Origin of the sequence: Micromonospora sp. NPDC047670, assembly GCF_043204915.1 — a bacterium.
Lineage (GTDB): Bacteria > Actinomycetota > Actinomycetes > Mycobacteriales > Micromonosporaceae > Micromonospora.
Window position 1 is genome coordinate 74,962 of record NZ_JBIDDA010000015.1, and the last position, 13,054, is coordinate 88,015.

Annotated in this window: 11 protein-coding genes and 1 pseudogene; 3 read left to right on the forward strand and 9 right to left on the reverse strand. The window is 72.0% G+C overall.

Annotated features, from left to right (window positions below; genetic code table 11):
- Positions 1 to 53 precede the first annotated feature (53 nt).
- On the reverse strand, positions 54 to 1,034 hold the full coding sequence (locus ACGF7U_RS26835) for a DUF2804 domain-containing protein (RefSeq protein WP_393111224.1): 981 nt from the start codon (positions 1,032 to 1,034) through the stop codon (positions 54 to 56).
- A gap of 202 nt (positions 1,035 to 1,236) precedes the next feature.
- On the opposite strand from ACGF7U_RS26835, the gene ACGF7U_RS26840 reads away from it, so the two are divergent.
- The 3 genes from ACGF7U_RS26840 (at position 1,237) to ACGF7U_RS26850 (ending at position 3,871) form a co-directional block, all read left to right on the forward strand.
- Positions 1,237 to 2,424, forward strand: coding sequence for an RNA ligase RtcB family protein (locus ACGF7U_RS26840; protein ID WP_393111226.1), 1,188 nt, complete (start codon positions 1,237 to 1,239; stop codon positions 2,422 to 2,424).
- The gene (prfH, locus tag ACGF7U_RS26845; protein WP_393111228.1) at positions 2,421 to 3,101 is read left to right on the forward strand and encodes a peptide chain release factor H; all 681 of its coding nucleotides are present in this window, start codon (positions 2,421 to 2,423) and stop codon (positions 3,099 to 3,101) included. The genes ACGF7U_RS26840 and prfH overlap by 4 nt, the downstream gene beginning before the upstream one ends.
- 332 nt (positions 3,102 to 3,433) lie before the next feature.
- Positions 3,434 to 3,871: a hypothetical protein gene (locus ACGF7U_RS26850; RefSeq protein ID WP_393111230.1), complete on the forward strand. Its 438-nt coding sequence runs from the start codon at positions 3,434 to 3,436 to the stop codon at positions 3,869 to 3,871.
- A gap of 374 nt (positions 3,872 to 4,245) precedes the next feature.
- Here ACGF7U_RS26850 and ACGF7U_RS26855 read toward each other — a convergent pair.
- From ACGF7U_RS26855 to ACGF7U_RS26890, 8 genes and pseudogenes are all read right to left on the reverse strand, one after another.
- A pseudogene (locus ACGF7U_RS26855) lies at positions 4,246 to 4,769 on the reverse strand (transposase family protein); the annotation flags it as partial.
- 616 nt (positions 4,770 to 5,385) lie between these two features.
- Positions 5,386 to 5,781, reverse strand: coding sequence for a hypothetical protein (locus ACGF7U_RS26860; RefSeq protein WP_393111232.1), 396 nt, complete (start codon positions 5,779 to 5,781; stop codon positions 5,386 to 5,388).
- 670 nt (positions 5,782 to 6,451) lie between these two features.
- Positions 6,452 to 6,871: a hypothetical protein gene (locus ACGF7U_RS26865; RefSeq protein WP_393111234.1), complete on the reverse strand. Its 420-nt coding sequence runs from the start codon at positions 6,869 to 6,871 to the stop codon at positions 6,452 to 6,454.
- Positions 6,872 to 7,598: 727 nt separating this feature from the next.
- Entirely contained in the window at positions 7,599 to 8,669 is a 1,071-nt protein-coding gene (locus tag ACGF7U_RS26870) for a hypothetical protein (RefSeq protein ID WP_393111236.1), read from the reverse strand.
- Entirely contained in the window at positions 8,666 to 9,013 is a 348-nt protein-coding gene (locus ACGF7U_RS26875; protein WP_393111238.1) for a PadR family transcriptional regulator, read from the reverse strand. The genes ACGF7U_RS26870 and ACGF7U_RS26875 overlap by 4 nt, the downstream gene beginning before the upstream one ends.
- A gap of 364 nt (positions 9,014 to 9,377) precedes the next feature.
- Complete coding sequence (locus tag ACGF7U_RS26880; RefSeq protein WP_393111240.1) at positions 9,378 to 10,535, reverse strand: NAD(P)/FAD-dependent oxidoreductase; 1,158 nt, start codon at positions 10,533 to 10,535, stop codon at positions 9,378 to 9,380.
- Positions 10,536 to 10,613: 78 nt separating this feature from the next.
- Positions 10,614 to 11,504, reverse strand: coding sequence for an RNA polymerase sigma factor SigJ (gene sigJ, locus ACGF7U_RS26885; RefSeq protein WP_393111242.1), 891 nt, complete (start codon positions 11,502 to 11,504; stop codon positions 10,614 to 10,616).
- A gap of 138 nt (positions 11,505 to 11,642) precedes the next feature.
- Positions 11,643 to 13,007 carry a PQQ-binding-like beta-propeller repeat protein gene (locus ACGF7U_RS26890; RefSeq protein WP_393111244.1) on the reverse strand — a complete coding sequence of 455 codons (1,365 nt, stop codon included), beginning with the start codon at positions 13,005 to 13,007 and terminating at the stop codon, positions 11,643 to 11,645.
- Positions 13,008 to 13,054: the final 47 nt, after the last annotated feature.

The window sequence follows — 13,054 nt, forward strand, 5'->3', positions numbered from 1 at the left end:
AGCGGTGATCGTCGGGCTGGCGGTCGGCCGTCCCAGCGGTTCCCGCCTGCGCGCTACCAGCGGTTGCGCGCCTCCTCCGCCCAGCCGACGAGGCCGTCGAGGTCGACGCGTTCGCCGTCGCCGGCGCACGCCCAGCCCGAGAAGTGTCCGAAGCACTGGTGGGTCTCGTTGGCCAGCACGCCGAGGTTGGTGCGCGCCACGCGTTCGTGGAACGGGTGGAACTCCACGTCCACCCGTTCGCCGGTGACCCGCCACGGCCGCAGCCAGTCGGCGCGGTCGTAGCTCCAGGTCAGGTCGGCGCCGATCTTGTGCAGCCGCCCGTCGAGGAGGAGCGCGTTCTCGGTCGACCCGGTCCCGTCGGTCCACCGGCCGCCGAGCTGGATCGCCCGGCCGGCCCCGCTGCCGGCCGCCCAGTTCCAGCGGACGGCGTACGGCCACTTGCCGCGACCGTGGTCGAGCACGGCGAACGAGTCGTCCTCGGCGATCGGGTACGCCGTGCCGTCGATCCGCAGGGTGCCCCGCACCGGCCGGCCGACGTCCTTGACCGTGTACTGGAAGCGGCGGGCGCTCCACGGCACCACGACGCCGAGCGACTCGTGCCCGGGCGGCAGCGGCACCGCCACGTCGATCTCGACCCCGGGCGCGGTCGCGCGGATCGTGCTGCCGTCGCGGCGCTGGTCGATGTCGACCGCGAGGCGGCCACCGCTCGCCCGCACCGGTCCCGCGCCGCTCACGGGTGGGAACACCGCGCCGCGGGCGAACGGGACCACCACCTCCTCGTCGATCTCGACCTTGGAGCGGCGGTCGAGGACGTAGACGCTGTGCACGCCGGCGTAGTCCAGCGACGACGCGACGAGACCGACGATGTGCGTCGGGGTGACGATGCCCCAGTACTCCCACCGCTTGGCCCGCCCCCAACCGCGCAGGTTCGCCCGGTGCAGCGGCCGGCGGCTCCAGCCCACCGCCGCCGGGTTCAGCCGCCCGTCCGGCAGGCACAGGTCCACCGGCTCGGTGATCTCCCGCTCGTGCGTCACGGACGCAGGCTATCGGCTCGCCCGCGTCGCCCCCGGCCTCCGCACCCCGCGTCGAAAAAGTCGCTTGCCGCGCGCGGCCCGGCTCCGCGAGGGTGGGGCCATGACGTTCTGACGGACAGCACCCCCGTTGCCACCAGGCCCCGCGGCACGCACCGGATGCCGCCCCGCCGTCCGCCCACACCTCTGCCAGAAGCGAGCGTCGTTGTCTCAGCACCCCTCGCGGCGGGAGTCCCTGCCGCAGTCCACCCCGGCCACCGTCTCCCTGTTCGCCTCCGCCACCAGCTGGATCGAGTCGGACGCCCTCACCCAGTGCCAGCAGGTGGCCGCCCTCGACGGCATGATCCACGTCGCCGCCATGCCGGACCTGCACCCGGGCAAGGGCGCCCCGATCGGCGCCGCCATGGCGTCGACCGTGTTGTACCCGTTCCTGGTGGGCTCCGACATCGGTTGTGGCATCGCCGTGTTTCCCGTCAGGCTCAAGCGCGCCGCACCCGAGAGACTCGCCGCCCGGTTCCCCGACCTCGACCGCCCGCTGGATCCCGAGCTGGACGCCGACGACCCGGCCTGGGCGGTCGTGGAGGGCAACGTTCCCGCCGGTCACGTCGAAGGGCTGGGGACGGTCGGCCGGGGCAACCACTTCGTCGAGCTGTCGCGGGTCGGGACCGTCTTCGAGGCGGACCACGCGAGTCGTCTCGGGCTCGACGCGGGCGACCTCGTGCTCGTCGTCCACAGCGGCTCGCGGGGGCTGGGCGAGCGGATCCTGCGCGCGCACACCGAGGCCCACGGCGCCAGCCCCGCCCCCGATGCCGCCGCCTATCTGGCGATGCACGACGACGCCGTGCGTTGGGGCTCGCTCAACCGGCGGCTGTTGGCCGCCCGGGTCGCCCACACCCTGGGGACCGAGCCCACCGAGCCGATCGTCGACCAGTGCCACAACCTGGTCGAGGTCCGCGACGGGATCTACCTGCACCGCAAGGGCGCGGCGCCGGGTGACGGCCGCGACGTGCTCGTCGCCGGTACGCGAGGCACCCCGTCCTACCTCGTGGCCGCCCACGCCGGCGCGGCCGCCAACCACTCGGTGGCGCACGGCGCGGGCCGCAAGATGTCCCGCGCCGACGCCCTGCGCCGGGGCCGCGCCAAGCACACCGTCGAGGAGTTGCGCCGCACCCCGGTGGGGTCGCTGGTGGTGTGTGGCGACCGCCAACTGCTCTTCGAGGAGGCACCCTCGGCCTACAAGCGCATCGAGCACGTCATCGGCGACCTCGTCGACCACGGCCTGGCCACGCCCATCGCCACCACGGTCCCCCTCGTCACCTACAAGACGCCCGATGCCGCGACCGCGCCCCGACCGGACCGCCGGGACAGCCGCCGCAGGCGGGGCCGGCCGTGAGCGTCCACCTGCTCATGTCAGCCGGGCGTGGCCCGCAGGAGTGCGCCTGGGCGCTTGCCCGGCTGCTGCGCCGGCTGGAGGCCGACGCCACCCGGCGGGGTCTGACGACCCGCCGGGTCGAGACCGTGCCCGGCGACCGGCCCGACACCTACCGGTCGGTCCTCATCCAGATCCTCGGCGCCGACGCCGAGGCGTTCGCCGCCTCGTGGACCGGCACCCTGTGCTGGCAGGCTCCCAGCCCCTACCGGGCGGGCACCGGCCGGAAGAACTGGTATGTCACCGCCCGACCGTGCCAGCTCGACAGCCCGGCGACGACGTTCGCGGAGGGGGACGTCGACGTCGTCGCCTGCCGCACCGGCGGCCCCGGCGGCCAGCACCGCAACAAGGCCAGCACGGCGGTACGGGCGACCCACCGTCCCTCGGGCATCGTGGTCGTGGTCGACACCGAGCGGCAGTTCAGCCTCAACCGCCGCCTCGCCATCCAACTCCTGCGCCAACGCGTCGAGCACCGCGACGATGCGGCGCGAAGCGCCGTCACCACCGCCCGATGGCGCCTCCACGACGAGCTCGTGCGCGGCGACCCCACCCGCGTGGAGCGTCCGGACCCGTCGAGCTGGCCGCCCGGGGGCAGGCGCGGGCGAGCAACCCGCCGAGGTCGTCGGGCGGAGACGAGGTGAGCCGGCCGTCGTACCGGGCGTCACGGGTGCTCCACGGCCGCAGCGCGCCCGGACGGACCACGTCCACCCGTCGCCGCCGAGCAGGAAGGACGGGGAACCTCGTGCTGCCGTCGTGCGGCGCCGCGGCTGCGATTACGGGCAACCCGGAGAACCGCCACCCTCAAGATTGTCTCAAGCTCTCCGGCAATTCCTGGCGGTCGATACATAGTGGACGAAAAAATCATGCCAGGAATTGAGCGGTGGTTCGGTCACTGGCCAGCCCGATCGCGCAGCTCGAACGGAGGCCGTGGCGTGGGCGCAGTCCCATCCGTGGCCACACAGGAGGAGGCAGGATGATCGGAAAGTTCACCAAGGTCGCCGTGGCGCTGGGCGCCGCGATTGGCATGACCGTCGTCGCCACCCCGGGCGTCGCCTCCGCGGCGAACAACGGGTACACATGGGCGGCCTGGGCCGTTCCTGGCGCCACGATCAACGGTGGCGTCGCCAAGCTCTACGCGGATGGCGAGATCCTGCGGCTGGAGGACTTCCAGGCCGACGGCTGGGGCACCCGGGCTCAGATCCAGAAGCTCCTGCCCGACAGCAACGGCGTCTTGCACTGGGTCAACCACAGCAGCGCCTGCTTCGACGACACCAGCACGAGCAACACCAGCGGTGGCATGACCGTGTGCGACTACAACACCGCCGAGGACATCCCGATCCGGGTGCACGTGTGGGCATCGCGCGACGGCGTGTACAAGTACCACAACTACAGTCCGTCGATCCGGAGCTGACCGTACCGCCCACAGAGGGACGCCCCGCCGGCGATCTGCCGGCGGGGCGTCCCGTCCGCGAAACCCGGGGCCTGTCCCCACCGATGACGGAGGCCAGGTGACGCGGCGGTCAGGACGAGGCTGGCGCGGTCGAGGGACGCGCGTCTGACGTCTCGGACGGCCAGGCGGGCGTCGTGCTGGGCGACCAGCTCCGCCGCGAGGCCACTGCTCGGGTCGGTTGAACCCCGCGCTCGGCCACCCCGGTCCCTGGCTGCCACGGCTGAAGAATCCCTCACGTAACTCCGCACACACGCTTCGTGGTTCCCCGTTGGTCGACGATGTTGCTGCGCCACTCCGGCCGCTGACCATCTACAGGAACCCTTCAGTCGTCGGTTCCGGCCGGTCTGGACGTGGTGTAGGGCGAGGATGGCCTGGACGATCGCGGTAGCACGTCGGGGGCAGCAGCGGAGCTTGGCCAGGATCTTCCAGCCCTTGAGGGTGGCGACGGCGCGCTCGCCGACGGCCCGGATCTTGGCGTGGGCCGGTTGACGGTCTGCTGGCGCCGGGACAGCCGCGGCCGGTGACGGCGGCGCGTGAAGAGCGTGCGGATGCTGCCGCCAGCGCCCTGGTACGCCTTGTCGGCGAAGGTCATCACGCTCGCTTCACTCAGAGCGTCGATCAGGCCGTGGGTGCGGGCGGCGCTCAGGTCTTGCACGGCGCCGGGCAGGGCGGCTGAGGCCCGGATGAGGCGTCCCTTGCAGTCCGCGATGACCTGCACGTTCACGCCGTGGCGCTTGTGCTTGTCGAAGTAGTACGGCCTCTGGTTTGCGACCCGATCGATGGGGATCAGGGTGCCGTCGAGGATGGCGTACGCGAGCCGGGCGATGCGCCGTATGGCCGTCAAGCTGTCGGCGATCGCGAAGGCTGACGGGCTGAAGGAGGTCTCGTATCTCGATGAAGGCGTTGCCCGGCAGCGGTGCGGAGTTCACCGCATGTCGCTGCGCTGACCGTAGCCTGCGCCGCAGGCTGTCGGTGAGGTTGGGCGACCGCGCGCCGACCTGGACGTTGCAGAAGGTGTAGGTCCGGGAGTCCGTGTCGACGAGCTGGAAAGTCACTGACCGTAGCCGTCGCCGTCAGTGGTGCCATTCGAGCAGGCCTTGATGTCGGCGACCGCGAACTGCATCCCCTTGGTCTTATGCGGGCGGCCACGTCGTCCTGCGGCTGGACCGGGAATGCGACGCTGTAGACGGTCACGTCGCCCAGATCGGTCGTCTGCTTCTGGCCGAGCACCAGTCCGCCGGCGCCGGCGGGCTGGTGCTCGGGACGGGCGTGGGGGACATCGAGAGGGTCGGTGGAGGGGACGGGTTGGGCGAGGAGGTGGCAGAGGGCGTGGTGGACGCACCGGTGCCTTGTGGCTCGCCGTCCGAGCCGCAGCCAGCGACGGTCCAGCTCCGTATGCCACCGGTCACATCAACAACCGTCAGGCAGACCAACGGACACGAGCCGAACTCGGTTCGCCTATTGCCGTTACAGCACTAGCTGTAGGCGAGTTCGGAGAGGTTTCGGTCCACCAGATTGCCGCCTTCATAGCGTGCGCCGTTGTAAACGAATTGCAGGTTCTCGGTGAAGTCCTTGTTGCAGTAGCCCCAGTAGCCCTTGCCCAGCTGGTTGACGCAAGAACCGGTCCGGTGGACCGTGCTGCTCGTCCGTAAGCGCCATTCGCCGACTGCGGAGTGGCCGTCCGCCAGCTTGTCGAGGACCCAGATGTCGTCACCTTCTGGCCTGAAACACACAGTGACGTGCGGATGCCACGTGTTGCAGCTGTAGGAGCCGGTGGGGCCACCGGAGGGTTGGGCGTAATCGGTTTCACTGCCAAAGTACGCGGCTTGAGCGGCGGTGGGGGTCAGCAGGGTTGCGGTGACGCCGATCATGACGGCGAGCGTGATTGACATCCGGCGAGATCTACGCAAGGTGGGCTCCCATGTGACAAAGGACTACTGGGGGTGAGTGGGGTGGGCTGACGATGACTATGCCGTCGCGCCAGCAAATTCATGCTGAGGTATGTGGCGGACGGGCGTCGAGGACCGCACAGCAAAGTTGAGGAATTTTTGAGCTTTACCGCATGTGCCTGACCCACCGGCCCGCCTCTTCCGGGTTGAAGGTCCTCACAAAGTCGTGCGACGTGCCGGTACGTGATAGAGGTGGCGAGGGTGAGGAAGGCTTCGTGGATGTCGTCGCGGCGTTCCCATCGGATGCGGTAGCGTGGTGAACCGCCAGATCGGGGTGAGTGTTCACGCCGTCACCGACGCCGCGTCGTGCTGCCCTCCGGATTTACAGTTGTTCCTCCCGACGTCGTGGGGCGAGCAGGCCGTTGGCGCAGCTGGTCGCCCCGGTGCCGTCGCTCGTCGGGGCCGACCCGGTGCGGGATACCTGCCGAGGTGCAGACAGCCGGACTCCCTGGGCCCAGAACAGGAGCGCCGACCGGCATTTCTGCTGGTCGGCGCTCCTGCGGCCTGGCGAGAGGCGACGTGGCCAGGAGCCGGGTCGAACCGGCGTCCACAAGCCCTCGATCGCGCAGGTGACAACTATCGCGGCGCCAGGTCAGGCGTAGACGGAGATGAGGGAGCCGGCCACCACGTAGCGGCCCTGCTCATAGACCGACGCGGACAGTCTGATTTCCTGGCCCTCCGGGAAGTCCTTGTTGCACAGTCCCCACTTCCCCGAGCCTAGGGTATTGACGCAGGCACCCGTTCGCACGTAATTCGAGTAGAGCCAGTCGGCGGCCGCAGCATGACCATCCTCCCGGGTGTCCTGGACGAAGAAATCGTCGCCGTTCGGCTTGAAACAAGCCTTTGCGCCAGTCACGCTGGTGCAGGTGTACTCGCCGGTCGGGCCGCTGGAGGCAACCGCGTAGTTCAGTTCGTCGCCATAGTAGGCGAACGCGGCGGACGGCGTCATCAGGGTCAACGTCGCACCAACCACGGCGGCCAGGGCGAGGGACTTGCGACGGGGCATTCGCATGCGTGCTCTCCTATGATAGTCGTCAGGGATCGCCGAACCACTAGGGGCGCACGGTGCCGCCAGACGCCTTGTAACAGCTGTCCTGGCCGGTTTCCGGTCTGTGCCAGAAACTCTGCAATCGGCGTCGACCGTCAGCGCGCGGCGTGGGTACCACCAGGAGCGCCGCAATGGCAGCCACGATCATTGCCCTCGCGATACCGCGGTACCCAATATCGCACGCCCCCTTGTCAGCTCCGGTGTAGGCTCGACCATGTCACTCCGGGGGATACCGCTCAACGGGTGCGCATGAATCTTGAGCAAAGCTTGAGGCACACCGGAATCGGCGGTCACCGATCGCGACAACCGGCTGGCCCGGGGGGTCGCGGTAGTGAACAGAGCGAGTCACGGCGTGTTCCGAGCACCGACCCCGATTATGCCCGGTCACCGGCCAGCCCCACCGACAACGCCACGGTCAATCCGGCCCGATCAGCCAACGACTGCTCCAATACCGCACCGCCCAGTTTTCGTGAAGCCAGCGAACCCTTTCATCGTGGTTCCGGCTGGTCTTGACGTGATGTAGGAATCCGCATGCGCCACGGATACGGCGCGGAGCCAACAGACCGACCATGACCCCGAGCGCCAGAGGGTGGAGTCCGCACCGGACGGTCCTTGAGCTGACGCCCACCCTGCGCCCACGCGCAGCAGACCGGGTCTGCTGCCCGTTCGGCTCTGGCGCACGCCGCTGTGCTCAGGGGACGCCCATGGTCGAATCGCACGGGGCGCCCGGGGCGGCGGGGGACGCTGGCAGTCGACGCAGCGCGCGCAGGGCCAGCACGGCGAGCGGCGCACCCACCGCCAGGACGGCGACGACCTCCAGGGACGCGAGCGCGGCGAGCGCCCCGCGCTCCGCCTGGCCGCGGTGGTCGGGCAGGGTCGCGGCTCGCAGGGCGAGCGTGGCCGCGCCGAGCAGGGTGAGCGCCAGCGACCACGGCAGCGTGCGGGACGCGCGGCCGGACACCCGAACGGCCAGGTGGACCGCCATGGCGGCGGTGACCACCGCGCAGGACAGGCCCGGCCAGTCCAGCATTCTCAGCGCAGGCGTGTTCGCCTGGACGACGAACAGCGGCACGGGGACGAGGAGGATGCCGATCGGCAGCGCGAGGAGCCAGGGGCGGGGCCGCACCGGTGGGACGCCGTGGTGAAAGGCCGCCATGGCGAGCAGCAGGAGGACGTCGACGAGCCGCATGGCCCAGGGCGCCACGGAGAGCGGTGCCACACCGGCGGCCTGTTCCACGGCGGTGGTGACGGCGGGAGGCACGACGGCCAGCAGGGCGACCGCCCGGGCCACGCGCCGGTGCCCGAGGACGAGCGCGACGTAGGCCGGCAACCAGGCGTAGCCGGCGAGGTTCCACGCGGTGTGCCAGGCGTTCCCGGTCGGGGTGAGGGCCAGTTCGGGCGCGGGTGCCGGCAGCCAGGCGACCTTCCCGGTGAGCCACAGCGCGACGGCGATGCTCGCGGTGACCATGACGGCGTGGGTCAGCATCGCCATCAGAGTCGCCAGTCGCACGGCCTCTCCCCAGGCGTACGAGCGCGGCGACGCGTCGGCCCCGCCGAGACGCAGCCGGACGGCGAGGGACACGATGCTGGCGACCTCCGACAGGCTCGGCCGGCCGTAGTCCGTCAGGTATGCGGTGGTGTCGGGGTCGCCGGTGTCCATGCTGTCCAGGAACGCGGCGACCATGTCGTCCTCCCATTCCTGCCGGTATCCGGCGGGCAGCAGCCGCAGCACGAGGCGGTAGCGCTCCTCCAGCCGGCTCACGACGACGACCCCGTGATCGGGTTGCGGTGGGCGCGCAACCGGGTCGAGGCGAGGCGCGCGTTGGCGGCCATCCGTTGCGCCTCCGCATCGAGGGCGTGGCGGCCCCGCTCGGTCAGCCGGTAGTACCGGCGCAACCGTCCCTGCCACGCCTCCTCGCGGTCCAGCTCGACCAGGCCGTCGCCGACGAGCCGGTCCAGGGCTCCGTACAGGGAGCCGATCTTCAGCCGCACGCGGCCCTCCGACAGCTCCGCCACCTCCGCGACGATCCCGTAGCCGTGCCGCGGGGCGTCGAGCAGCGCGGTGAGGATGAAGAAGGCCGGTTCGGTCATCGCCCTGGTACTCATCCGCCCAATATAATGGAAGGCAAGATATGATGCGAGCCGGTGGGCGGGCCCACGCCGGCCGGGCATCCCGGGCCCGGGCGCGGAGTCGACGACAAAAGGAGCGGTCATGGGAGACGGTGACGCGGCGGACGCCGGAGACCTGGGTGGGCCGGATTTCGCTCCCGCGGTACCGGCGGTGGAAAGCAGCGCCGTCGGCGCCCCTCCGACCAACGGGGCGGCCATCGTGCTGGGGCCCGGATACAGCGGTCACGTGACACTGCCGCGGGCCTCGCACCGGGCTCAGCCGCCGCCTCCGGCAACGGGCGGCGACCTCGGCGGCGGAGCGGAAACGGATCCGCCGCCGACGCACCACGATCGGCGCCGCTCAGCCACCTGACGGCCCGAAGCGCGCGAACGGCAGGGGCGGGCCCGGCCGGCGCACCCTCTGGACGGTGGCACGGGTGACGGTCTCCTTGAACCGGGCCGAGGCCCGACCGGTGAGCGTCGCGGCGACGGGGCTGTCGTCGGACCGGACGAACTGGGTGAGCCCGTCGCGGCGGCCGACGCTGATGTTCTGCCACACGTACCGCACCCGGGCCGGCCCCGGCTCACGACCGGCCAGCCGGGCCACGACGATGTCGGCCACGCTCCCGCCCATGGGCAGGCCGGTCTGACACGACATCCGGGACGTCCGCCCGTCCGGAGTGGGCAGCGCCGCCGCGTCGCCCACCGCGTACACCTGGGGGTGGGATGTCGACCGCAGCGTGTCGTCGACGGTGATCCGGCCGCGCGCGTCGACGCCGAACCCGGCCTCGCGGGCCAGCGCCGGAGCCCGGAAGCCGGTGGCCCACACCACGGCGTCCGCGGCCAGGTCCGTCCCGCCGCCGAGCACCAGCCCCCGGTCGGTGACCTCCGTGACGGAGGTGCCCTCGTGGACCGCGACGCCGACGCGCCGCAGCGCTCGACGCAGGTACTCCCCGCCGCGCGCCGACAGGCCCTCGCCGAGCGCTCCGGCGGTCACCAGCGCGATCCGTCGCGCCGGGTGCGCCTCAGCGAGTTCAGCGGCGGTCTCGATCCCGGTCAGGCCGCCGCCGACGACGGCCAGCACGCCGGTACGCGGCGGGTCGTCGGCGAGGTGGTCCCGCAGCCGGACGGCGGCGTCGAAGCTGGCCACGGCGAACGCGTGCGCCGCCGCGCCGGGAACGCCGTCGAGATCGGCGACGCTGCCCAGGGCGTAGACCAACGTGTCGTACTCGATACGGTACGGCGCGGCGCCCAGCCGAACGGTCCGCGCGGCCGGGTCCACGGCCGTCACGTCGGCGACGACGAGCCGCACGCCGGTGTCGCGGACCAGGTCGCGCAGCGGCAGGTCACGCAGCCGCTGACCGGCCGCGAGCTGGTGCAGCCGGACCCGCTCGACGAAACGGTCCCGCGCGTTGACCAGGGTCACCGTGGTGCCCGTGCCCCGAAGCCGTCGGGCCATCCGGTTGGCGGCGGTCAGTCCGGCGTAGCCGGCGCCGGCCACCACGATGCGGTGCGTCATGGATCCTCCCCAGTGTGGTCGTCGGTGGCTTGAACCGACGACCGGGTCGATCCGTGACGAGCAGGGATGTGACGCCGCTCACGGCAACTGCGACGCGGCGAACCCGAGCTTGGCCGGGCTCGCCAGGAGGCGGACGGCGGTGACCCGCGACTCCGCGACCTCCAGGGCGACGACGGCCAGCAGGTCGCGGTCCTTCGTGAAGACGGCGGCCGGCTCGCCGTTGACCTCGACGACGCGTACCCGGACGGCGGCTGCCTCCGGCCGTCCGCCCAGGCCGAGCCAGTACCGCGCCACCCGGTCCCTGCCGCGGACCGGCCGCCGCGCCACCGCGGCCTTCCCGCCGCCGTCGGCCCAGCTCACGACGGTGTCGGCGAGCAGTGCCTCCAGGCCGGCGACGTCGCCGTCGAGCGCCGCGGCCAGGAACCGCTCGACGATCCGGGCGTGTTCGTCGACGTCGACCGACCGGCGTCGACGCGGCCGGTCCAACTGCTGCCCGGCGCGCCGGTGCAACTGCCTGGCGTGCGCCTCGTCGACGTCCAGGATGTCGGCGATCTCCCGGTACGAGTGCTGGAACGCCTCCCGCAGCACGAAGACCGCCCGTTCCCGTGGCGTCAGCCGTTCCGACAGCACCAGCAGGCCCAGCGACACCGACTCGCGCTGCTCGACCGTCTCCAGCGGACCGAGCGTGCCGTCGCCGGTCAGCACCGGCTCCGGAAGCCACGCGCCGACGTACCGTTCCCGGCGCGCCCGGGCCGAACCGAGCTGGTTGAGGCACAGGTTGGTAACCACCGTGGTCAGCCATGCCTCGGGCACGTCCACCGGATCCGCGGCGGCGTCGCGTTTCAGCCACCGCAGGTACGACTCCTGCACGACGTCCTCGGCCTCCGCCGCGCTGCCCAGCATCCGGTACGCGAGGCCGAAGAGCCGCGACCGGTTCGCCTCGAACCGCGCCAACACGTCGTCATCCACGCCACCAGCGTCCGCCATGGCTTCGTGCGCGGCGTTCCCGGCTCCCGCGGGGTCGCGGGCTTCCACCCTCCGCGCCGCGACCGGCCGACGTGTCGCCCTCGTCGGGGATCGGCGACCCTGACCGGTCGGGCGCCCGGCTCAGAACGTGCGCAGGTCCAGGGTGATCCCCTCCGGTCCCCCGGCACGGCTCACCGCGACCCAGTCGTCCCCGGCGCCGGCGAGCCAGCCGGGGTATCGGCCGAGTTGACGGCCGGTCGGGACGTCGTAGACGAGCACGACCGGCCGGCCGTCCGTCTCGCCGCTGACCGCCACGAGCCGCCCGGTCACGGTCGAACGCCAGCTCGCCGACGCACCGGAGAGGCCCGGATCCGGGGCGGTCCACCGTGGCGCGCCGGTGGCCGTGTCGAGCAGGGCCAGCTCGCCCTCGTCGGCGTTGCGCCGCACCAGCACGGACCCGCCGTCCCCGTCGACGGGTACGCCGGAGGTGGCGGCCTCCCACCGCACCTTGCCGGTGCGCAGGTCGACCAGCTGCGGCCGCTCGGCCGCGGTGACCGCGACCAGCCGGGTGCCGGCCCCGATCAGGACCAGCCCGCTCCGGTGGTTCGCCAGCCGCCTGGCGCACTCGCCGTCCTCCTTGCGCCCGCTGTAGACCTCACCGGACCAGCCTCGGGCACCCGTGGCCGCGTTGACGGTGGCGATGCTGACCGTGCACCGCTGGTCGCCCCGGGGCGGATCGTTGTCGGTGGCCACCAGCAGGTCACCGGCGACGAAGCCGTACCAGGCGCGGTTCGGCAACCGCCCGGCGCCGGCCTTGCCGGTGCTCGTCGCGACGGCGGTGTAGGCGCGGGCGGCCGAGTTCAGCCGCACCGCTACGTACGGCGCGGTCGGCGGGGCGTACGGCGCGCGCGCACCGAGCGCCACGTCGCTCACCCGGGCGAACCGGTCGGCGGGCAGTTTCCAGAGCTGACGACCGTCCCGCACGTCCCGGGCGATGACCACACACCTCGCCGACTGCCCGGCGCCGGCGCACTCCCTGTTGTAGACGATTCGCTGCTGGACGACGACGTCCTCGGTGTCCCCGGCCCGCCAGCGGGTCGCGCCGGTGACCGCCTCGAGCACCTCCAGCGGCCCGCCGTCGGTGGCGCTGACGACGATCAGACCGTCGGCGACCGCGTACTGGTAGCTCGTCGAGACCGGATGGCGCCACCGCTCCTGCCCCGTGGACCGGTCCACCCCACGCAGCTCCCGCTCGTCGGGCACGACGACCACCTGGTCGATCTGCGCCAGCTGCTGGTCCAGGCGGCTGACCGAAACCGACCAGGCCGGCTCCGGGCCTTCCTGTCCCGATCGGCTGCCCCGCAGGCTCTCCTGGCTCACCTCGACGCTCGGCCCCGGCGGCTCCGGTGGCTCCGCCCGGGGCCGGGTGCAGGCGGCGAGCCCGACGACCAGGCTCAGGGCCACGCCGGCGTGGCTCCAGCGGGGCGGACGGTACGACGGCGACAACTGTCTCTCCCTCGATCGGTGGCGAGGCCCCACCGTAGGACCCGCCC

Bases quoted from the DNA above. Each gene is read 5' to 3' on its own strand.
- ACGF7U_RS26865 (WP_393111234.1), bottom strand. From the start codon at position 6,871: ATGCGAATGCCCCGTCGCAAGTCCCTCGCCCTGGCCGCCGTGGTTGGT.
- ACGF7U_RS26875 (WP_393111238.1), bottom strand. From the start codon at position 9,013: ATGAGTACCAGGGCGATGACCGAACCGGCCTTCTTCATCCTCACCGCG.
- ACGF7U_RS26860 (WP_393111232.1), bottom strand. From the start codon at position 5,781: ATGATCGGCGTCACCGCAACCCTGCTGACCCCCACCGCCGCTCAAGCC.
- ACGF7U_RS26880 (WP_393111240.1), bottom strand. From the start codon at position 10,535: ATGACGCACCGCATCGTGGTGGCCGGCGCCGGCTACGCCGGACTGACC.
- ACGF7U_RS26850 (WP_393111230.1), top strand. From the start codon at position 3,434: ATGATCGGAAAGTTCACCAAGGTCGCCGTGGCGCTGGGCGCCGCGATT.